Below are 20,024 nucleotides of genomic sequence, written 5' to 3' on the forward strand. Positions count from 1 at the left end.
TATCCTTGCATAATGCGCCTTTATTTGGGCGAATTTGAACAGGCCATCGGCACACGTTTTCTATGATCAATAACATCATTTCACCGGAATTTGATGAGGATGGGCGTCCGCTGCGCCGTATTCGCAGTTTTGTGCGCCGTCAGGGGCGTTTAACCAATGGGCAGCAGCAGGCGCTTGATAACTTCTGGCCCGTTATGGGCGTAGAGTATCAGGCACAGGCGCTCGATTTTACTGCACTTTTCGGTCGTGAAGCACCGACGGTATTGGAAATCGGGTTTGGCATGGGGGCATCACTGGTCACCATGGCAGAGCAACACCCTGAGCAAAATTTTTTAGGGATCGAGGTTCACCTTCCCGGCGTCGGAGCCTGCCTGGCGGCGGCGCAGGAAGCTAACCTGAGCAATCTGCGCGTGATGTGTCATGACGCGGTAGAAGTGCTGGAGCAGATGATCCCCGATGGGTCACTGACCATGGTTCAGCTCTTTTTCCCTGATCCTTGGCATAAAGCGCGCCATAATAAACGTCGTATTGTACAAAAAGCCTTTGCGGAGCGGGTGCTGCGCAAGCTGGCGAAGGGGGTCGTGTTTCATATGGCGACAGACTGGGAGCCTTATGCAGAACATATGCTTGAGGTCATGCGTGATGTGGCGGGATACCGTAATCTCTCTGCCACACAGGACTACGTTCCTCGCCCATCGTCTCGCCCGTTAACCAAGTTCGAAGCGCGCGGCCAGCGGTTAGGCCACGGAGTATGGGATCTTATGTTTGAGAGGATAGAATAATGGCACAACAACGCAGTCGTCGTTTGCGTAAAAAGTTACATATTGAGGAGTTTCAGGAACTGGGCTTTTCGGTAAGCTGGCGTTTCGCTGAGGGCACGTCGGTAGAGACCATCGATGCCATCCTGGATAAGTTTGTTGACGATGTGATTGATCCGGCGGGCCTGGCATTTGAAGGCAGCGGTTATCTGCACTGGGAAGGGTTGATATGCTTGCAGAAGACCGGCCATTGCACTGATGCGCACCGTGAGCAGGTTGCTGCCTGGCTGAAAGCACAGCAGTTGCAAGAAGTTAAAGTGAGCGAACTGTTCGATATCTGGTGGGAACTGCCGGAAAATCTGCTCTCCTGATTCTGTTTTAATAGGAAGACGACATGTTGCGATCGGTAATGCTCTCTCTGCTGGTGTTGTTGTCCTGGCAGGCACAGGCGGCGTATCAATGTGAAGTGAATCCGCAGGATGACATCTTCATTACACCGCAACAGGTGCAGGTGGTTGGCGCAAGTGGCAATCTGGTGATTTCGCCGCAGGGCGATGTCACGCGCAACCAGACGGTGTTAACGCTTACTGCGCCACAGCGTCAGCAGGCGAAAGCGTATCAAGCGGATTTGCGTCAGCAACTGCCGTGGATTGAGCAGGGTGCACAGGTGCATCTGGAAAAAGCGCGTATAGCGCTGGACGGTGTCATTGCTAAGGAACTGGGAAGTGACAGCAATGTGCGTACCCGGCTGACCACGCTGGATACCCAGCTCAAGCAGCAGATTGCGCGCATTCTCGAGCCGCGTAGCGATGGCATTGCGTTTCATCACCAGGCGGTCAAACAGGTGGAGCAGGATGGCCGCCAACTGGTGCAGCAGGCCCTTGGCGGCGTGTTGCAAGACAGCCTGAACGAGATGGGCGTAAAGCAGCTTTCCAGAGGAGGAAATCCGTTGCAGGCAATGATGGGTAACCTTGGTAACCTGCAACAAGCGATTCAAACCGAGTGGAACAGCCAGGAACTCACGTTCCAGCGTTTTGGCAAGGATGTATGCCAGCGGGTTATTGCACTGGAAAACCAGCTTAAGCAGTTGCTTAAATCCCTGCCGTAATCGTAACTACAGCGCCACTCTGATGAAAACACGCATTTCGCCAGAGTGGCTTTTTTTATGCCCCCACTTCATCCCCGGCGCTTGGCAAGTCATATAGCCGATTTGTGAAAGCTAGTTATGGTTATACATATATCATGCTTCTACTCGGTTCTATTTCTTTCATGCCGTTGTAAAAATAAAGAATAATACATGTGAAGTCGTAAGCGGAAGATCTTCAACGGACATTTGCGTTTACAACTGGCTTTGTTGAATAATTTAAGATACTGATTTATATAAGCATTATAAAATTTCAACGACTAATTTTTCCTCTCGGAATGCTTTTTATTGTGCTAACTATTTGATTTGTCGTTCTAACAAAATACATTCTCTGTAAATGCATTCTAACTAAAGAAGATGTAAATCAAACGGTTAAATTATTCAACAAAGCCTTTACAACTTCTCACTTTTGCCTATGCAATACGAAGCGTGATGGATATATATTATTTAACAAAGGACTTAACATGACATTCACCGAACTGTTGCAGGAAATTTCTGCCGATATGCATGTAGATATTAATAAAGCTGTTGATAGCGGAGGCTGTGCTATTCGCTTTGAGAATAATGTCGAATTGAATATTGAGTATCATAATGGCGAGGCCTATCTTTTTTCACCCGTCATGCGTACAGCAGATATTCTCTCCGATGATTTTTTCGCATCGCTGTTACAAATCCATTTATTCGGTGTCGCAACCGAGCGTTGCTGGTTTGGTTTTGATGCCAGCGGTAATCAGGTCATTCTGTTTCATCTGCTCACGTTGGACAATATGGATGCCGAGGCTGCGATAAAACGTATCGATACACTCATTACACAAGTTCACTACTGGCAAGAGCATTTGCCTAAGATTGTCAATCGTGCTTCACGGCCTTCAATTGCGCAAACACCTATCAGCAGAAACAGGTATCAACGTACACGATGAATATTTCCGATGGCGTGAAACTGGCTGCCCGTACGCTAACCTATAAAGCGATGGACAGCAGCAAAGTCGTTAATACGCTGATTAAACGTATCACTTTTGGCTCGGTTACCCGCGATACATTGGCGAAGAATATCCTGTCCGGTACGGTTAACCTTGCACAGCAATACGCGTGTGAACAAAAATTGCTGGGTGAGCGAAGCGCTGAAATTGTCAGCCTTGGCAGAAGCGTATTGTTTGATAATACGATGGCGCAGGTAAAAGAGGGGGCCGGTCCCTTGGTCTCTTTGCTGATGGAATACAATGGCAATAATTCGTGTTCCACCTTCCTGGCGAGTAAAATTGCCGGGCATTTTCTGCCTGATATGTTACAAGACTATGCGCTGGAGCGCATTTTGTGCGCCTGGTCAAAGCAGGAATCAGGCTCACAGGTGATGAAACTGGCAATAGAAAATGCCCTCACCGGTGTTCATGGTGGAAAGATGATTGCCGCGACATTTATGTCGGTATTGAAACGTACAATTTTGGATAAAGCAGAATATCAAAGTAATACGGCATTGCACCGTATTGCGGCAAAAGAGTTGCAGTGGCATTATACGCAAAGCAAAGACGTTGTCCCAGAAATGTCACTGTGCTCAGTGATTTCATCTGTAACCGCAAAAACCTATAACCATGTTTCATCCCTGTGTTTGCAATCAGAAGTGATGCGGAATGTTTGGCAATTGCCGGCCAAAATAAAAGAAGTATTTAATGAATTCAGCACATGTTTACCAACGGGGGCTGCCAATGGAGACAAAAAAACCGTCTCCGATCTGGTTGAACTTGCCATTCTTGCTCATAGAACACAACAGCCTGAACAAGTTGATGAGATGTTCAAGATGATTGCTGAACTGCCTAAAGAGCTTCGCAGTGAATTCCAAAATAAATATGAGCAACTAAAACCATTATTAGAAAAGATGCCGTTGTCTACCATCGCCATAGGTCACAACTGGCTTAATGAGATTGACTCCGTTTCCTTCGAACATCATGGTAAATATGCGGTTTCCCCCGAACTGACGAATTTTATGAAAAACGGTTTTTCTTTGCCAGTGAAACTCCCTGAGGAAGCGGGGGATTATTTCGCCGGCGGTTCGTTTATCAATGAATTGCGGCAGGGAATGGCTCTCCATGTCGATAATAGCCATAAAAGCTATGGTCAAAGAGCGGTTGATGTAGGGGGCAATCTGTTTTCCATTATCAAAGACATGTTCGCGTTACCTGAGGATCTGTCTGAAGGGCAAAAGCGTCAAGTCGGACAACTTTCTGACATGGTCAATCACCATCCTATGAGCCTGTTGGCGTTGACGCACCATATTGCGCCCAAAAATGTTCTGAATAACGTAGGTAACAAGGTACTTAATCAGCTTAATCACCAGTCTGGCGATGTGATTTTTACCGATAATCGATGGATGAAACTGGGGCCGCCTGAAACAAAGGTTACCGTGAGCAAGAGCAACGGTGTTGATATTGCAACCCAGATAGTTTGGCCGGTGGAGCAACTGGGCTCGTCGCGGGATGCCATGCAGCTCTTATCGAGTGGTTCCAGCACGGTTTCCACCACGGTTAACAGTCATCTGACGTTCAATGAGCAAGGCTTGAAAAACAAGAGCGTGACCATTTCAGACATCAATATCGATTTGGCTGAAAAATTAACCTTTAGAACCTATCCCAAAAGGAATTGTCAGTTAATAAGTAATGGCAATTTCTGAGGGAAGTATGGCAATCAATAAGTGGCAGATCAGCGATGAACTCTGGGGGAAAATGGTTCCGTTGCTCGCGGAACACAAAACCCACCATCCGCTGGGTACGCATCGCAGGCGGGTTGATAATCGTGCCGCAATGAACGCCATTCTCTTTGTGCTCAGAACGGGTTGCCAGTGGAATGCCCTGAATGCCACCGGGATATGCTCGTCAAGCTCCGCTCACCGCCGCTTCCAGGAGTGGCGGGATGCAGGAGTTTTTGAACGGTTCTGGCAGAACGGGTTGCTGGCCTGCGAGCAGCTGGATGTGTAGTGGTCAACTAAATTTGGCCACCCTACCTGACTGTTGATGGAACAGCCGTTCTGATTCATTTGGTGTTAACCCACCGTTATACCAGTGAGGTCTGACATCGCTATAATAATGAGTTATGTAGCGAATAATGGATGATTGAGCAGTACTAAAGCTTTGGTAGCCAGTCGTTGGCACCCATTCAGTCTTCAGACTACGGAAGAATCGCTCCATCGGACTATTATCCCAACAATTTCCCTGCGACTCATACTTTGGGTCATCTGATAACGCCACAATGCCTGCCTATACTGACGACTGGTGTAATGGCTTCCTTGGTCACTATGAAACATGACTTGTTTGGGATGCCCACGCAGTTCCCAAGCCATTTGTAGTGCTTTGGCTGTTAATTCTGAATCTGGCGAAAACGACATTGCCCAACCCACGGGTTTTCGGGCAAATAAATCTAATACCACCGCCAGATACGCCCATCGGGCGCCTGTCCAAATATAGCCAAGCGACTTAATTTTGATTACACCATATGGACTGAGAACAAACTCTCTGTATCGCAACCCATCTCTCTTTTTTTGCTTTTTGCTTTTTGCTTTTTGCTTGTGCCCATTTATGCTCAATTGGGTTAAGATCTGGCGAATATGTAGGCAAATACTCCACCATATACCCTGCATCGATGATGACTTGTTGAATATTATGTTTTTTGTGAAAAGTGGCATTGTCCATCATGATTACACTGTTTTTAGGGAGTACTGGGATAAGGACTTGTGTGACCCAGGCATAGAAAACATCGCTGTTAATATTGATATCAAATAATCCGATAGCAAACAGCGTTGTGCCTAATAAAGCGCCGATAACATTTGTTCTTCCCCTAGCTCCCCAGTTCTTCAGGCCAAAACACCGTTGACCTTTTGGGGAATAGCCGTGAGTCCGTGGGGCATCGTGTGAAAAACCACTTTCATCAATAAAAACAATAGGTTTACCTTCTTTTTCATACTGTTGTTTTTTTTGTTGAAATCCCTGCCGGGCGTTTTCGTCGGCTTTCGGATGACGTAGAGTTTTTTTTATAGGTCAATCCCAGCTTTTTAAGCGCTTGCCAAATGGCCTTCTGACAAACGCCAAAACGCTCTGCACGTTCTTTTTGGTAAGCATCTGGATATTGTTCAACATCTTTTATCAACTCGGATTTATCGATCTTCCGCTGACGCGTGGTCGATGCTTTTGACTCTATTTGATTAATCCAACGCGATACAGAGGCAGGGCCAATCCGAAATTGCTTCGCTGTTTCTCGGATACTCAACCCTTCGTTTTTCCGTGTAGATATCACTTTACGTCTAAAATCAATTGAATAGCTCATTTAAATAATGTAATCAAAATTAAGTCGTTTAGCTATAGTGCTTTGATCCGGCGATCCCCTGAAAGTTCGATTTATTCAACAAAGCCCATCTCAGCTTCAAGAACCCGTTCCGCCAGTCTTTTAGTCAGCACCTTGAGTAGGCCTGATTCACCCAGCAGATCCTGAGGGGAGTGACAATCTTGAAGCAGTTGGTCAATAAGTTCGTTGCTGATAGGCATTTTGTTATCCTTTGAAGGTTTTCCTCAAAATGCCATTTACACAGATTATTTTACAGTCTCTCAAGCGCCTCGGTTGCATGACCCAAATTTTACGGAATCGTAGACCCTTTATTGATGATACCTTCTTACTCATTAGCGCCGGTCTTTGGAATTTCCATCTCAGAACAGCGTAAAATTTACTTCAATCACCGAAACACCCTTATTTCACTATTAAGCAACACGCTTAATGTCGGCTCGAAGGTACTGTTGCGGTCGCGCGGAATATCGAGCTCGAGCGCCCCATTTTGGCTACGTACGCTCTTGGATGTCTTGCCATTGCGGGAGTTGCCTGAATTATTACCAGCCGGGTCATGCTTAGCATACCCAAGGTGTATCTCCATCTCAGCTTGAAGAACCCGTTCCGCCAGTCTTTTAGTCAGCTCCTTGAGTAGGCCTGATTGCACCCAGAAGCTCCTGAGGGGGAGTGGCAATCCTGAAGCAGTTGGTCAATAAGTTCGTTGCTGATAGGCATTTTTTGTCCTCTGAAGGTTTTCCTCAAAATGCCATTTACACAGATCTTTTTACACTCTCCTCGAGCGCCCCATTTTGGCTACGTACGCTCTTGGATGTCTTGCCATTGCGGGAGTTGCGGCTTTGTTGAATAATTTAACCGTTTGATTTACATCTTCTTTAGTTAGAATGCATTTACAGAGAATGTATTTTGTTAGAACGACAAATCAAATAGTTAGCACAATAAAAAGCATTCCGAGAGGAAAAATTAGTCGTTGAAATTTTATAATGCTTATATAAATCAGTATCTTAAATTATTCAACAAAGCCGGGAGTTGCCTGAATTATTACCAGCCGGGTCATGCTTAGCATACCCAAGGTGTATCTCCATCTCAGCTTGAAGAACCCGTTCCGCCAGTCTTTTAGTCAGCTCCTTGAGTAGGCCTCATTCACCCAGAAGCTCCTGAGGAGAGTGGCAATCCTGAAGCAGTTGGTCAATAAGTTCGTTGCTGATAGGCATTTTTTGTCCTCTGAAGGTTTTCCTCAAAATGCCATTTACACAGATCTTTTTACACTCTCAAAGATTGCATCACAACTAAATAGTGGGGAACTACAGCTATTGGTAGACAATCTTCATGATAAAGTCACATCATTCAAAGAAAATGCAACATATCTATTGAATAAAATTGATTTTATGAGCACTGGCTATTTTTCTGAGTTTTCGTCAACAATCCCTAATCTCATATTTTATTTTAATGACAAAAAATCCATTTCTTTAACAAAACGTCTTGGCGATATATCATTTGAACATAATAAGGGAAACACAAATCATCCTTCAAGAATAGTTTAGAATCTACATTTTTTGGATTAAAGCTGCCGTGAATGTGACTGACTATCGTGGTACAAACTATTTTTGAAAGACGTCACCCTCGCTGAAAAAAAAACCATTGATTGTGACAGCAATAAGAAGGAAATATTGACTTTACATTTAATTTATAATAAATTTTTGTTACCATTTAAATGCGTGGTTTTTTTTAAATTAAATACCCTCGTAATGCATTACATTAATCGACGCTTGGGATAAAATTCCGTAACCCTTAGAACCTATCCCAAAAGGAATTGTCAGTTAATAAGTAATGGCAATTTCTGAGGGAAGTATGGCAAGCAATAAGTGGCAGATCAGCGATGAACTCTGGGGGAAAATGGTTCCGTTGCTCCCGGAACACAAAACCCACCATCCGCTGGGTACGCATCGCAGGCGGGTTGATAATCGTGCCGCAATGAACGCCATTCTCTTTGTGCTCAGAACGGGTTGCCAGTGGAATGCCCTGAATGCCACCGGGATATGCTCGTCAAGCTCCGCTCACCGCCGCTTCCAGGAGTGGCGGGATGCAGGAGTTTTTGAACGGTTCTGGCAGAACGGGTTGCTGGCCTGCGAGCAGCTGGATGCTATCGACTGGTCATGGCTGTCGATAGATGGTTTGATCCGGCCCAGAGATCGTGGACACGCTGTTAAGTGAGTAAAATTGCTGACAGAGGTGGAAAATGACTCAATCGAACGGTCGTAAAATGAGCAACAATCGCTATCCGGACGAGTTTCGGGAGAATGCTCTGCTACTTGCTCAGCGGATTGGCGTAGCCAAAGCAGCCAGTGAGTTGAATCTTCACGAATCGCAGCTTTATGCCTGGCGTAAAAAACAGCAAATGGCGCTATCCTGCTCCGAACGTGAACAGCAGCAATGGCTTTGTTGAATAATTTAACCGTTTGATTTACATCTTCTTTAGTTAGAATGCATTTACAGAGAATGTATTTTGTTAGAACGACAAATCAAATAGTTAGCACAATAAAAAGCATTCCGAGAGGAAAAATTAGTCGTTGAAATTTTATAATGCTTATATAAATCAGTATCTTAAATTATTCAACAAAGCCAGCAGCAATCTGTTGGAATTGTCAGGCTTAAACGTCAACTGGCTGATCAGGCTGAGGAGTTAGCCATCCTCCAAAAGGCCGCGACTTACTTCGCCAGACGCCTGAAGTGAGGTACGTCTTTATGCAACAATATCAGGCTGAGTTTCGGGTTAAGTCTATGGCGCGTGTTCTGGTCGTCAGCCGCAGCGGATTTTATGCCTGGAGCCGACGATGTGGGCAGAAAACGGTTTCACAGCAGCGACGGGAGCTTTGCGATACCCGGGTAGCCAGCGCCTTTACGGAACAGAAAGGACGCAACGTTGCCCGCAGGCTGCGCCTGGACCTGCAGGATGCCGGTTATCATTACAATCGCAAAACCATCGCTGCCAGCCTGCGCCGGCAGGGGCTGAAGGCGAAAGCGGCAAAAAAATTCAGGGTGACAACAGATTCGAAGCATAATCGTCCGGTGGCGCCGAATCTGCTACAGCAGGATTTCACAGCATCAGCCCCGAACCAGAAATGGGTCGGTGACATCACTTATAGCCAACCGACTTAAAAATGATTACATCCTATGCCCTGATATGCGGCAAAGAAGCATAGCTGGCTGTTATCAAAATAATGTCGCTTGGCTATACTTATGGACGGAAGCGGGTTGGGTTTATCTGGCTGTAATAATTGATTTATTTTCACGAGCCGTTGTGGGATGGTCAATGTCGGTAAGGATGAAGTCGGGCCTGGTCTGCGATGCCCTGCAGATGGCCCTGAGCCGACGGGGTTCCCCAGAGGGCGTCATCGTCCACTCGGATCGTGGCAGTCAGTACTGTTCTGATGATTATCAGAAGTTAATTAAAATCAGTAAATTAACATGTAGCATGAGTGGAAAAGGCAACTATTATGATAACGCGTGTGCTGAAAGTTTTTTTCACAGTTTGAAGGTGGAGCTGATCCACGGCGAACACTTTCCTGACCGGGAAACCATGAAATCTGAGGTGTTTAACTACATTGAGGTGGATTACAATCAGAAACGGCGGCATAGCACGCTGGGCTATGTCAGCCCGATGGTATTTGAACGACAAGTCCTCTCTTAAGGGCGTGTCCACCAAGTCTGGGCCAGATCAGTTGTATGACGAAGTCACCGCTGGCAGGCTCAAAAAAACAGGACGGAATCCCACAGACCGGGGGAAACAGGGTGTAAAGCGTAGCCTGATGACCGATGCGAACGGGCTTCCCCTCTCTCTGGTTGTCTCAGGGGCAAATACCCACGACATAAAGCTGGTTGCTGATACTCTCGACGCCCTTCAGACGGGCAGACCCGGCAGAAAGCTCCGCCTCTGTCTGGACAAAGGCTATGAAGCCGGATGGCTGGAGGCCTGTCTGAAAAGTCGTCGTTACGAACCTCATATCCAGTCAAGGAAAGAGGAGTCGGAAGCCATCAAAAACACGGATTTTAAAGCTCACCGCTGGGTAGTGGAGAGAACTCACAGCTGGATGAATCGCTTTCGTCGGGTTCTGACTCGCTGGGAGAAGAAAGTCGAAAATTATGAGGCGATGCTGCATTTTACCTGCGGCATCATTGTCTGGAATAAAATCCTATTGGGATAGGTTCTTAGGTTGATTATGACAACATTACAACGTTCATCACAGAATGTACCGCGAGCGGTCGCATCGGAACCAATGATGAAAGCACCTGAATTATCACCAGCACGTTCTAATGCGTTACTCAAAAATATCTCTTTTATTCATCATTCAGTGCACACCATCACCACGCAGAAAAAACATTATTGTACTTATCACAACGCACCAGATAACATTAATGAAGACGTTACATTAGTACCGAGCACCATTGATAAAACTAACACTAAGGATTATGTGTTTTTAGGCAGCTGTAGCATGCCTTTGCTTAGCGACATGGGAGTAACGTTGAATCCGGATGGCGATCTTATATTAATAAAAGGTCAGTGCCATAATTTACTCTCTGGTTTATATAGAAAAAATAGCAAAAAAAATGATTACACTCATTACACTATCAGTAAAAACAGCGCCAGCATCGCGTTTGAATCATTATATCTCGATGCGGCGGGTGAACTGACTGCAAAACAAAAAAATAAAGACAATTATTACTCCATTCGATTTAACACCAATACCAGTATCGACACGGAGAAAGAAACGATAAAGTCCATCAACGTGACTTATAAGAAGCAGTATATGCCATTATCAACAGATCTTTCATTTAAAGACTATGATGGAAACACCACTCATTTTTATTTTAAGAATAACAGTTTATACCTCAGTGCCTACTCGGTAGGAAACAAAAAATATGATTACAGCCTCATGGAATATAAAATAAAAGTACTATCTAACACAAAATATCGTATTGCTTCCGTGAAGCGCTGTAGAAACATGTTACAAATAGAGGCCATTAAACTCGATAAGGTAAGGATTTTCTACATTGATCCTAAAAACATATCCAACCCGTTACTCAAAACAGAAAAAGCAAGCCATAAACCCCCTCAAGGACTCTACACATTGTTAGGTGGTGATACGCATGAAAAGTACTATTGTGGTCAACCCTTCTCATCCACCCGGTGGGGAAACTTTAGTTCCCTACCTATCCCCGTAATTTCTCCAATAACGGATGCTATTCGTTTAGCCCTTAAGAAAAACAACGCGAAAAGAAGCAAGACAGAAAAGTTCCTTGAAGGCATAAAATGTGCAGATCCGGGCATCAATGTTGCCATATCGGTAGCCAAGGCTTTACTCAAAAAAACAGAGAAAAAGAAGCAATCAGATATATCATTAGTGAATACGTACATCAAAGATCTTAAGAGTGACCTTTCTCCGTTGATCAACGATCTTCCTGAGTTTATGCCTGGAGATGATACATTCGCCAAAAAAATATTATCGCTATTACTAAGCCTGGAAACAAGTGATGCGCTTACCTTAAGCAAAGAAAATGAATTTTCACTTTTCTTCAGCATATTACAAAGTGGCATACCTTTTCATCCCGGCTGGTTTGCCGGTTCCATCCTCTCAATAACAAAAACGCATCGTCTGATTTTAACCAAGTCAATGACGGGTAATATAAAGCTGGTGTTTACTCGTAAGAAAAAGATCGCCAAGACCTTACTGCTAGGAACCGGCCAGGGCTTTGAATCAACATTACTGAGCCAAGGTGGGGTGAAATTTTTTTCCATTATGCCCTTTGAGGCCAATGCACTCTTTACGTTGCACAAGACCAAAGAAGTAGATTTCTCATTTGAACTAACCCCCTCTCAATTTGAATCACTTTTCGATCAATCATTCAGGATGAATGACCAAAATAGTTTTTTTGAAAAAAACGCGATACTCCTCAATAAGAAGCAGACCAGCGAATATAATACGGCACTTTCTTTAGATTTTAAAATCAATGAATTACGAGCAATGGTGAGTGTAGCCCCCACAGAAAACTTACACCTTAACTTGCCGCGACTAGCCTGTGGTACTGGGGTAAATGCCTCGGCATTCACCTACAACAAGAGGAAAGAAACCCGATATTCAGATACCGCACGGGAACCAACGGTCGACAAAAAAAGCACATTGAAGCTACTTTCCGGCTCTGGCAATTTTTTTGCTGGAGAAAAATACATTATTGTTCCTCACACTATCAACGATAATGGGCCACTCTGTTATGGGCTTGCGCTTATTGAAAGCGGGATGAGCACTAAAATAAACACAAAGAGCGTTTTTAAACATGGCTATACCCAGGTCAGGACTGCGGACCCAAAGTTGTCGATGCCAAAACGACGTCACCATAAGCAGATTAAAAAAATTTACAGCATGTTGGCAGCCATAAAAGAAACCGGGGAAATCATCCGCCCCATGCATAAAATTGAAAATGTAAAAGTGACGCGTAGGTTGCTTAATCCGGTTAATTTATCGCAAAGCAGCTTACTGGCAAGATTTCGATCAACCTCATCACAACCGACAACATTCAAACATGTTTTTGGCAAGGAAGCGCGTTCACAGCCGTTTGCTGATACGTTGCGCGCACTCGCCGACCGGGCATCCAGTAAAAACAGAAATAATTTAAATAAAAAACTGAGCCACAGTCTTGTTGCAAAATACGACATCAAGATTAATGACAAAAAAAGGCTACTGGAATTTAAACACGCGTTAGACGCGCTAGAAAACACCCCGAATGCGCTGAACAGGCATCAAGAGAGAAAAACGCTGAAAGAATTACATCATCAGATTGCAAAATTTAAACGCAAGGTGACATATCAATTGAACACCGTCGATCTCTACAGTGTTGGCGAGATGGTACAGACCAAATCATCACTGACCAATGTGCTGCTGAATTTCCGGCAAACCAACGTGATGGCGTTAAAAAAGCATCTGGGACAACTGACACTTGAATATGCCGATACGCCAATCCCCACGAAAATAACCGGCAACTACCGTTTCTTTTGAATGCACACCTACAAATCGCCGTTCTCGTCAGACAGCCTTCGAGGGCTCAAGACAGAGGAAGGTGGTGACTTTATCAGCCATCATCCGGTATACCCCCTTGAAGCGCCGGCCCGTGGGAAATTCAGGCGTTAGCGTAGTTTGCAATTGCAGTTCGAAAATCGGTTGAGCCTGGTTGAGCACGGTGATTTGCGCATCCAAAAAATCGAAATAATGCTGAACCGAAGGATAGATGGCTTTAAACAAACTCTCCTTGGCAGAAAAGCTCAACGTCAGCGCCTGGCAAAACGGCATATCCACGCCTTTCAACCATTGGCACTCCTCGTCGCCCACGATACCAGGCCAGAGTGAAGCCGCCCGATCGTCACTCATCAGCGTTTCCACATCTACACCCACGCCGCTGAATACGTCGCTGCGACGGTGAATCGCGCACAGCACGCTGTCTTTATTGTGGCTCAAAGAGCCACAGAGATTTTCAGGCCACACCGGCGAGCTATCCTGGCCGCTCAGCAAGGTAAACTGGTTGATACCGAGTTTTTCCAGCACATGGCGCGCCAGATAACGCCCCGCCAGAAATTCAGCGCGACGCTTGGGCACCGAACGCGCCAACTCCGCAGACAAGGGCACATCAATACGATGATAAAGCGTATCGTGGTAAGCCTCTGGGTTGAAACGACAATAGGCGCAGAATCCAGGATACACAGCCTCGCCATTGGGCAAAGGCAGCGTCATCCATTCAATATTGCCGATAAACGCCGAGATGGTCATTAACGTACACTCTCCCCCTGCTGCGGGTCAGGCCTTAAAGCACCAGAAAGAAACCAGCAATAGTCGCACTCATCAGGTTTGAAAGCGTTCCTGCCGCAACCGCTTTCAGCCCAAAACGCGCGATATCCTGCCGACGGTTTGGAGCCATGCTGCCGAGCCCGCCAATCAAAATCGCAATCGATGACAGATTGGCAAAGCCGCACAAGGCAAACGAAATAATGGCTTTCGATTGATCCGAGAGCACCTGTAATCCCAAGGCTGCCACGGCATCATCCGCTTTGAGATGCTGACTAAAATTCAGGTAGGCAACAAACTCATTGAGAATCAGTTTTTGGCCGATAAAGGACCCCGTCACCGTCGACTCCTGCCACGGAATCCCGATAAGGAAAGCCACCGGCGCGAACAACCACCCTAAAATCAGTTCCATCGATAGCTGTGGGGCTTTGTTGAATAATTTAAGATACTGATTTATATAAGCATTATAAAATTTCAACGACTAATTTTTCCTCTCGGAATGCTTTTTATTGTGCTAACTATTTGATTTGTCGTTCTAACAAAATACATTCTCTGTAAATGCATTCTAACTAAAGAAGATGTAAATCAAACGGTTAAATTATTCAACAAAGCCTAGCTGTGGATAATCAAACCATCCGTCAATGCCCCCCAGGATGCCATTGAGCAAGGCAATCAGCGCCACAAACGCCAGCAACATTGCACCGACATTGAGTGCCAGTTGCAACCCAGAAGCCGCACCACTGGCCGCCGCGTCTATCACGTTGGCCGGTTGATCATCGGCGCTGACAAAACCGGAGTGAGTCTCATGATCGTGTGTTTTTTCTGTTTCCGGCACAATCAGCTTGGCAAACAGCAAGCCCCCCGTCGCGGCCATAAAGGAGGCGGCAATTAGATACTCCAACGGCACGCCCATCTGCGCATAACCCGCCATCACCGCCCCGGCAATGTATGCCAGTCCGCCGCACATCACGGCAAACAGCTCTGAACGCGTCATAGTAGCAATGTACGGACGCACCACCAGCGGTGCTTCCGTCTGCCCGACAAAGATATTTGCCGTCGCCGAGAGCGATTCGGTACGCGACGTTTTTAGCAGCTTTTGCAGCGCTCCGCCTAGCAGGCGAATAACCCATTGCATCACACCGATGTAATACAACACGGCAATCAACGAGGAGAAAAAGACAATGATCGGCAACACCCGCAGTGCAAAGACAAAGCCACCGCCACCAAACAGCTCATACATCTTATCGGAAGCCAGGCCACCAAAAATAAACGATACGCCTTCATTTCCGTAACCAATAATCAGGGCAACCCCTTCAGTCATCCCTGCCAGTATAGCCAACCGACTTAAAAATGATTACATCCTATGCCCTGATATGCGGCAAAGAAGCATAGCTGGCTGTTATCAAAATAATGTCGCTTGGCTATATCTTGCGGCCAAGGGGCACATAAAGCACCAATGCGCCAATACCAATCTGGAGCAGGAAAGCACCCAACACTGTGCGCAGGCGAATAGCATTGCGGTTGCTGGAAAGCAAAACGGCGACCAGCACCAACGCAGCCATGCCAATAAGACTCATAATGAGTTGCATAAGAAGTTCCCTTTTATGCTTTGTTGAAAATCAAGGATAGACCATTCATATCGGGCCAGACCGCCCGAAAAACGTCAAAGGCGGATTATAAAGCGGTCACTCGCTAAATACGCATCTTTTGTCACATTTGAATACTTTTTGACATACTCTAATCCTCACCGCTGATATTTCTATCACGTTCTTTTCCCACACCTTATGCACATCCAACGCCGCTGGACTATATCTCCATCGTTTTTTTTATGTCATTTTGGGGAAGCGGTGTGTTAATAATATTGTTTGATGCGATGGTATAGCGTTCATTTTCAGCAACGCTGAGGATAATCGATGATTTTAGCTGAACGATATCGGGTACAACACGCAATTTTATGTTACTCACTCTATGTTATACGTGACGAACAAAAGGCAACACCATGAAAAAAAACATTATCGCCAACCACCGCAGAAGAAAAGTGCACTGACCTCGATAAGTTCGATTACGCCATCCTGCAACTGCTGCAAAAGGATGCTTCGCTCTCCAACGTGGCGCTGGCAGAAGAAGTCAACCTCAGTGCGCCAGCCTGCCTACGGCGGGTAGAGCGTTTAAAGCAAGCTGGCTTAATAAAAGGCACGGTGGCCCTGCTCAACCCGGAAGCGTTGAACGCAGGCATGGTGGTGATTATTGGTGTGGTGTTGGACCGTTCTACGCCTCAGTCGTTTGCGGATTTCGAACTGGCGGCACAAAACATCAGTGGGTGCATGGAGTGCCATGTGGTAACGGGAGAGTTTGATTACATGATGATGCTCCGCACCAAAGATAATCAAAGTTTTAATAAGTTACATGCGGAGCAGTTATTATTTCTGCCCGGAGTACGGCAGATACGTTCCTTTATGGGATTACGCCAGGTGCTCTCAACCACGCAGTTACTTTTTTGATCATGCTGGCCCAACTGGGCCAGCTATCGATAATATAGCTGTAAGCGCTCAGTGCTGGAGCACCGCCCAGGTGGGCGTACAGCACTTTAGAATCTTTAGGAAACTCTCCGCGGCGCACCATGTCTATCATGCCGTGCATGGATTTCCCTTCATAAACCGGGTCGGTCAATACCCCTTCAGTGCGGGCGCACAGACGAATCGCTTCCAGCGTTCCTTCGTTAGGCAGACCGTACTCCGGCCCACCGTAGCGGGTATCCAGCACCACGTCTTCTTCAGTGATCTCGCGGCCCAGTTCCACCAGATTTGCCGTGTTTTGCGCAATACGCAGGATCTGCGCCTTGGTTTGTTCCGGCTTGGCTGAGGCATCAATCCCGATAACGCGGCGAGAGCGCCCGTCAGCAGCAAAGCCTACCACCATCCCTGCCTGAGTGCTGCCGGTGACGGAACAGACCACGATATAATCGAAAGTAAAGCCTAGCTCTTTTTCCTATTGGCGTACTTCTTCGGCAAAACCGACGAAGCCTAATCCCCCCAAGGGATGCTCAGAACAGCCAGCCGGGATCGGGAACGGTTTTCCGCCATCTTGTGCCGCTTCTTCCATCGCTTGCTGCCAGTTTTGACGAATGCCAATGTCGAACCCAGCGGCATCAAGGCGTACATCAGCGCCCATAATGCGTGAGAGTTCGATATTGCCGACCCGATCGTAGACCGCATCCGCATAATTTACCCAGTTCTCTTGAACCAGCACGCACTTCATGCCGAGGTACGCAGCCACAGCAGCCACCTGACGCGTTTGGTTCGACTGAATACCGCCAATCGAGACCAGCGTGTCGCACCCCTGCTCCAGCGCTTCTGGGATCAGGTATTCCAACTTGCGCGTTTTATTGCCACCAAACGCCAGACCACTGTTGCAGTCTTCGCGTTTGGCATAAAGTTCGACATCACCGCCCAGATGTTCGCTCAACCGCTTCAACGGCGTGATGGGAGAGGGACCGAAAGTCAGCGGATAGCGGGGAAATTTCTCCAGATTCATCATCAAGCTCCAAAATAAAGTGGCATTAGGGAAACGGGAGATGGCTATTTCTTAGGAAATATCCTCACGCCGTAAAAACAGACTACCAAATTAATGATGAATTTAAATTGCGTTATTTATTTAAATTTCGACCATTAAAAACATAAAAATTAAAAAAAAGAACCAAAAAACCGAAAAAAACAAAAATAAAGAAATAAAATTAACACAAGTTTTTAGTGTTCTGGCATCCCATAGCGCTGCCGCAATTGGCTGTCCATTTCCGTCAGCGTTTGCTTGAGAAACTGGCTTTGTTGAATAAATCGAACTTTCAGGGGATCGCCGGATCAGAGCACTATCATCGCTCCCGATAGCAGCTCCCCATGGCAAAGCAAAAGTTTAAAATCACCAACTGGCCCACCTACAACAAAGCACTCAGACAACGCGGCTCCCTGACGGTCTGGCTTGATGAGTCGGCCATCGCTGCATGGACTGACAGTGCTTCGCCTGAAGGTCGTGGTCGGCCGCTTTACTACACCGATATGGCTGTTACCACGGTTTTGATGATAAAGCGCGTGTTTAACCTGTCGCTCCGGGCATTACAGGGCTTTGTCGACTCGGTTTTTACACTGATGAGCCTGCCACTGGCTTTGTTGAATAATTTAACCGTTTGATTTACATCTTCTTTAGTTAGAATGCATTTACAGAGAATGTATTTTGTTAGAACGACAAATCAAATAGTTAGCACAATAAAAAGCATTCCGAGAGGAAAAATTAGTCGTTGAAATTTTATAATGCTTATATAAATTAGTATCTTAAATTATTCAACAAAGCCCCTGCCACTGCGCTGCCCGGACTACTCTCTGGTCAGTCGGCGGGCAAAAACCGTCAGTATCAGCATAAAAACGCCAACGCGTGGTGAAATCTCGCATCTGGTCATCGACAGTACCGGTCTGAAGGTCTTTGGCGAAGGTGAATGGAAAGTCAGGCAGCATGGGGCTGACAGACGAAGAGTGTGGCGCAAGCTTCATCTGGCAGCAGACAGTGCGACGCATGAGATTATCTGTGCCGACTTATCGCTCAGCGGAACGACAGATGCGCAGGCACTACCGGGCCTGATTAACCAAACCCACCGGAAAATCAGGGAAGTGTCAGCAGACGGTGCTTATGACGCCCGTTACTGCCACGATGCGTTGCTGAGAAAGAAAATCAGGCCCCTTATCCCGCCGCGAAGCGGAGCGAAATACTGGCCGGACAAGTACTATGAACGTAACCATGCGGTGGCGAATCAGCGTCTGAGCGGGAGTAATGATATAGCCAAGCGACTTAATTTTGATTACACCATATGGACTGAGAACAAACTCTCTGTATCGCAACCCATCTCTCTTTTTTTGCTTTTTGCTTGTGCCCATTTATGCTCAATTGGGTTAAGATCTGGCGAATATGTAGGCAAATACTCCACCATATACCCTGCATCGATGATGACTTGTTGAATATTATGTTTTTTGTGAAAAGTGGCATTGTCCATCATGATTACACTGTTTTTAGGGAGTACTGGGATAAGGACTTGTGTGACCCAGGCAGGCTTTGTTGAATAATTTAAGATACTGATTTATATAAGCATTATAAAATTTCAACGACTAATTTTTCCTCTCGGAATGCTTTTTATTGTGCTAACTATTTGATTTGTCGTTCTAACAAAATACATTCTCTGTAAATGCATTCTAACTAAAGAAGATGTAAATCAAACGGTTAAATTATTCAACAAAGCCACCCAGGCATAGAAAACATCGCTGTTAATATTGATATCAAATAATCCGATAGCAAACAGCGTTGTGCCTAATAAAGCGCCGATAACATTTGTTCTTCCCCTAGCTCCCCAGTTCTTCAGGCCAAAACACCGTTGACCTTTTGGGGAATAGCCGTGAGTCCGTGGGGCATCGTGTGAAAAACCACTTTCATCAATAAAAACAATAGGTTTACCTTCTTTTTCATACTGTTGTTTTTTTTGTTGAAATCCCTGCCGGGCGTTTTCGTCGGCTTTCGGATGACGTAGAGTTTTTTTTATAGGTCAATCCCAGCTTTTTAAGCGCTTGCCAAATGGCCTTCTGACAAACGCCAAAACGCTCTGCACGTTCTTTTTGGTAAGCATCTGGATATTGTTCAACATCTTTTATCAACTCGGATTTATCGATCTTTCGCTGACGCGTGGTCGATGCTTTTGACTCTATTTGATTAATCCAACGCGATACAGAGGCAGGGCCAATCCGAAATTGCTTCGCTGTTTCTCGGATACTCAACCCTTCGTTTTTCCGTGTAGATATCACTTTACGTCTAAAATCAATTGAATAGCTCATTTAAATAATGTAATCAAAATTAAGTCGTTTAGCTATAGCTTGGTTGACACCTTCACCACGCCGCTTTTCGATGTAGAACCGTTCTTTCTGAGTCAGAAGT

17 protein-coding genes and 13 pseudogenes are annotated in these 20,024 nt (G+C 45.8%); 16 read left to right on the plus strand and 14 right to left on the minus strand.

Translation table 11 applies throughout. From position 1 onward, the window contains the following. Positions 1-62: 62 nt before the first annotated feature. The 6 genes and pseudogenes from trmB to ACQGXV_RS15715 all read left to right on the plus strand — a co-directional run. A complete protein-coding gene (gene trmB, locus ACQGXV_RS15690; RefSeq protein ID WP_440866871.1) occupies positions 63-782 on the plus strand; it encodes a tRNA (guanosine(46)-N7)-methyltransferase TrmB in 720 nt (239 codons plus the stop codon). Further along, positions 782-1,129, plus strand: a complete 348-nt coding sequence (locus ACQGXV_RS15695) for a YggL family protein (protein WP_440866872.1) — start codon at positions 782-784, stop codon at positions 1,127-1,129. The genes trmB and ACQGXV_RS15695 overlap by 1 nt, the downstream gene beginning before the upstream one ends. A 23-nt stretch (positions 1,130-1,152) precedes the next feature. After that, the gene (locus tag ACQGXV_RS15700; protein ID WP_440866873.1) at positions 1,153-1,866 is read left to right on the plus strand and encodes a DUF2884 domain-containing protein; all 714 of its coding nucleotides are present in this window, start codon (positions 1,153-1,155) and stop codon (positions 1,864-1,866) included. Between the two features lie 500 nt (positions 1,867-2,366). After that, a complete protein-coding gene (locus ACQGXV_RS15705) occupies positions 2,367-2,822 on the plus strand; it encodes a type III secretion system chaperone (protein ID WP_440866874.1) in 456 nt (151 codons plus the stop codon). Beyond that, a complete protein-coding gene (locus ACQGXV_RS15710; RefSeq protein WP_440866875.1) occupies positions 2,819-4,567 on the plus strand; it encodes a hypothetical protein in 1,749 nt (582 codons plus the stop codon). Before ACQGXV_RS15705 ends, ACQGXV_RS15710 begins: the two co-directional genes overlap by 4 nt. Positions 4,568-4,574: 7 nt before the next feature. Beyond that, a pseudogene (locus ACQGXV_RS15715) lies at positions 4,575-4,865 on the plus strand (transposase); the annotation flags it as partial. Positions 4,866-4,874: 9 nt separating this feature from the next. Here ACQGXV_RS15715 and ACQGXV_RS15720 read toward each other — a convergent pair. From ACQGXV_RS15720 to ACQGXV_RS15735, 4 genes and pseudogenes are all read right to left on the minus strand, one after another. Then, a pseudogene (locus tag ACQGXV_RS15720) lies at positions 4,875-5,359 on the minus strand (IS3 family transposase); the annotation flags it as partial. A gap of 7 nt (positions 5,360-5,366) precedes the next feature. Then, positions 5,367-5,924, minus strand: a complete 558-nt coding sequence (locus ACQGXV_RS15725) for an IS630 family transposase (RefSeq protein WP_440867452.1) — start codon at positions 5,922-5,924, stop codon at positions 5,367-5,369. Beyond that, positions 5,848-6,213, minus strand: a complete 366-nt coding sequence (locus ACQGXV_RS15730) for an IS630 transposase-related protein (protein WP_440862584.1) — start codon at positions 6,211-6,213, stop codon at positions 5,848-5,850. Before ACQGXV_RS15730 ends, ACQGXV_RS15725 begins: the two co-directional genes overlap by 77 nt. Positions 6,214-6,299: 86 nt before the next feature. Further along, positions 6,300-6,431, minus strand: a pseudogene (locus ACQGXV_RS15735) (IS256 family transposase); the annotation flags it as partial. A gap of 29 nt (positions 6,432-6,460) precedes the next feature. On the opposite strand from ACQGXV_RS15735, the gene ACQGXV_RS15740 reads away from it, so the two are divergent. Next, positions 6,461-6,604, plus strand: a complete 144-nt coding sequence (locus ACQGXV_RS15740; RefSeq protein WP_440866876.1) for a hypothetical protein — start codon at positions 6,461-6,463, stop codon at positions 6,602-6,604. Positions 6,605-6,655: 51 nt separating this feature from the next. Here ACQGXV_RS15740 and ACQGXV_RS15745 read toward each other — a convergent pair. Beyond that, positions 6,656-6,942 (minus strand): annotated as a pseudogene (locus tag ACQGXV_RS15745) (transposase); the annotation flags it as partial. 305 nt (positions 6,943-7,247) lie between these two features. After that, positions 7,248-7,439, minus strand: a pseudogene (locus ACQGXV_RS15750) (transposase); the annotation flags it as partial. On the opposite strand from ACQGXV_RS15750, the gene ACQGXV_RS15755 reads away from it, so the two are divergent. The 6 genes and pseudogenes from ACQGXV_RS15755 to ACQGXV_RS15780 all read left to right on the plus strand — a co-directional run bounded on the left by ACQGXV_RS15755 (position 7,392) and on the right by ACQGXV_RS15780 (position 13,277). Then, a complete protein-coding gene (locus tag ACQGXV_RS15755) occupies positions 7,392-7,769 on the plus strand; it encodes a hypothetical protein (protein WP_440867869.1) in 378 nt (125 codons plus the stop codon). The pseudogene ACQGXV_RS15750 and the gene ACQGXV_RS15755 overlap by 48 nt on opposite strands. Before the next feature lie 307 nt (positions 7,770-8,076). Next, a pseudogene (locus ACQGXV_RS15760) lies at positions 8,077-8,400 on the plus strand (transposase); the annotation flags it as partial. A gap of 88 nt (positions 8,401-8,488) precedes the next feature. Further along, positions 8,489-8,671, plus strand: a complete 183-nt coding sequence (locus tag ACQGXV_RS15765; protein WP_440866724.1) for a transposase — start codon at positions 8,489-8,491, stop codon at positions 8,669-8,671. Positions 8,672-8,872: 201 nt separating this feature from the next. Then, positions 8,873-9,916 (plus strand): annotated as a pseudogene (locus tag ACQGXV_RS15770) (IS3 family transposase); the annotation flags it as partial. A gap of 17 nt (positions 9,917-9,933) precedes the next feature. Continuing rightward, positions 9,934-10,430, plus strand: a pseudogene (locus ACQGXV_RS15775) (IS5 family transposase); the annotation flags it as partial. A 15-nt stretch (positions 10,431-10,445) separates the two neighbouring features. Further along, entirely contained in the window at positions 10,446-13,277 is a 2,832-nt protein-coding gene (locus ACQGXV_RS15780; protein ID WP_440866877.1) for a hypothetical protein, read from the plus strand. 27 nt (positions 13,278-13,304) lie between these two features. Here the strand turns inward: ACQGXV_RS15780 and ACQGXV_RS15785 are convergent, their stop codons facing one another. From ACQGXV_RS15785 to ACQGXV_RS15795, 3 genes and pseudogenes are all read right to left on the minus strand, one after another. Continuing rightward, entirely contained in the window at positions 13,305-14,042 is a 738-nt protein-coding gene (locus ACQGXV_RS15785) for a 4'-phosphopantetheinyl transferase family protein (protein ID WP_440866878.1), read from the minus strand. A gap of 34 nt (positions 14,043-14,076) precedes the next feature. Continuing rightward, positions 14,077-14,466, minus strand: a pseudogene (locus ACQGXV_RS15790) (nucleoside transporter C-terminal domain-containing protein); the annotation flags it as partial. A gap of 204 nt (positions 14,467-14,670) precedes the next feature. After that, positions 14,671-15,646 (minus strand): annotated as a pseudogene (locus ACQGXV_RS15795) (NupC/NupG family nucleoside CNT transporter); the annotation flags it as partial. A 444-nt stretch (positions 15,647-16,090) separates the two neighbouring features. Between ACQGXV_RS15795 and ACQGXV_RS15800 the strand changes: the two are divergent. Further along, a pseudogene (locus tag ACQGXV_RS15800) lies at positions 16,091-16,558 on the plus strand (Lrp/AsnC family transcriptional regulator); the annotation flags it as partial. A 31-nt stretch (positions 16,559-16,589) separates the two neighbouring features. Here ACQGXV_RS15800 and ACQGXV_RS15805 read toward each other — a convergent pair. Continuing rightward, positions 16,590-17,591, minus strand: a pseudogene (locus tag ACQGXV_RS15805) (1-aminocyclopropane-1-carboxylate deaminase); the annotation flags it as partial. 120 nt (positions 17,592-17,711) lie between these two features. Continuing rightward, positions 17,712-17,957 carry a hypothetical protein gene (locus ACQGXV_RS15810; RefSeq protein ID WP_440866879.1) on the minus strand — a complete coding sequence of 82 codons (246 nt, stop codon included), beginning with the start codon at positions 17,955-17,957 and terminating at the stop codon, positions 17,712-17,714. On the opposite strand from ACQGXV_RS15810, the gene ACQGXV_RS15815 reads away from it, so the two are divergent. Both ACQGXV_RS15815 and ACQGXV_RS15820 read left to right on the plus strand, forming a co-directional pair. Beyond that, positions 17,951-18,241, plus strand: a complete 291-nt coding sequence (locus ACQGXV_RS15815; RefSeq protein WP_440866880.1) for a transposase — start codon at positions 17,951-17,953, stop codon at positions 18,239-18,241. The genes ACQGXV_RS15810 and ACQGXV_RS15815 overlap by 7 nt on opposite strands. Positions 18,242-18,403: 162 nt before the next feature. Further along, positions 18,404-18,892 (plus strand): annotated as a pseudogene (locus ACQGXV_RS15820) (IS5 family transposase); the annotation flags it as partial. Between the two features lie 11 nt (positions 18,893-18,903). On the opposite strand, the gene ACQGXV_RS15825 reads toward ACQGXV_RS15820, so the two are convergent. The 3 genes from ACQGXV_RS15825 to ACQGXV_RS15835 form a co-directional block, all read right to left on the minus strand. Continuing rightward, on the minus strand, positions 18,904-19,098 hold the full coding sequence (locus ACQGXV_RS15825) for a transposase (protein ID WP_440862580.1): 195 nt from the start codon (positions 19,096-19,098) through the stop codon (positions 18,904-18,906). A 213-nt stretch (positions 19,099-19,311) separates the two neighbouring features. Then, positions 19,312-19,635 carry a transposase gene (locus tag ACQGXV_RS15830; protein ID WP_440867453.1) on the minus strand — a complete coding sequence of 108 codons (324 nt, stop codon included), beginning with the start codon at positions 19,633-19,635 and terminating at the stop codon, positions 19,312-19,314. Beyond that, positions 19,559-19,924: an IS630 transposase-related protein gene (locus ACQGXV_RS15835; protein ID WP_440862584.1), complete on the minus strand. Its 366-nt coding sequence runs from the start codon at positions 19,922-19,924 to the stop codon at positions 19,559-19,561. Before ACQGXV_RS15835 ends, ACQGXV_RS15830 begins: the two co-directional genes overlap by 77 nt. Positions 19,925-20,024 lie beyond the last annotated feature (100 nt).

The sequence above is a fragment of the Symbiopectobacterium purcellii genome (genome assembly GCF_052050035.1).
Taxonomy (GTDB): Bacteria; Pseudomonadota; Gammaproteobacteria; order Enterobacterales; family Enterobacteriaceae; genus Symbiopectobacterium; species Symbiopectobacterium purcellii_A.

Coding starts and splice junctions, on each gene's coding strand:
- ACQGXV_RS15710 (WP_440866875.1), top strand. CDS start 2,819: ATGAATATTTCCGATGGCGTGAAACTGGCTGCCCGTACGCTAACCTAT.
- ACQGXV_RS15825 (WP_440862580.1), bottom strand. CDS start 19,098: ATGATGGACAATGCCACTTTTCACAAAAAACATAATATTCAACAAGTC.
- ACQGXV_RS15740 (WP_440866876.1), top strand. CDS start 6,461: ATGCCATTTACACAGATTATTTTACAGTCTCTCAAGCGCCTCGGTTGC.
- trmB (WP_440866871.1), top strand. CDS start 63: ATGATCAATAACATCATTTCACCGGAATTTGATGAGGATGGGCGTCCG.
- ACQGXV_RS15695 (WP_440866872.1), top strand. CDS start 782: ATGGCACAACAACGCAGTCGTCGTTTGCGTAAAAAGTTACATATTGAG.
- ACQGXV_RS15780 (WP_440866877.1), top strand. CDS start 10,446: ATGACAACATTACAACGTTCATCACAGAATGTACCGCGAGCGGTCGCA.
- ACQGXV_RS15730 (WP_440862584.1), bottom strand. CDS start 6,213: ATGAGCTATTCAATTGATTTTAGACGTAAAGTGATATCTACACGGAAA.
- ACQGXV_RS15705 (WP_440866874.1), top strand. CDS start 2,367: ATGACATTCACCGAACTGTTGCAGGAAATTTCTGCCGATATGCATGTA.
- ACQGXV_RS15765 (WP_440866724.1), top strand. CDS start 8,489: ATGAGCAACAATCGCTATCCGGACGAGTTTCGGGAGAATGCTCTGCTA.
- ACQGXV_RS15785 (WP_440866878.1), bottom strand. CDS start 14,042: ATGACCATCTCGGCGTTTATCGGCAATATTGAATGGATGACGCTGCCT.
- ACQGXV_RS15835 (WP_440862584.1), bottom strand. CDS start 19,924: ATGAGCTATTCAATTGATTTTAGACGTAAAGTGATATCTACACGGAAA.
- ACQGXV_RS15815 (WP_440866880.1), top strand. CDS start 17,951: ATGGCAAAGCAAAAGTTTAAAATCACCAACTGGCCCACCTACAACAAA.
- ACQGXV_RS15700 (WP_440866873.1), top strand. CDS start 1,153: ATGTTGCGATCGGTAATGCTCTCTCTGCTGGTGTTGTTGTCCTGGCAG.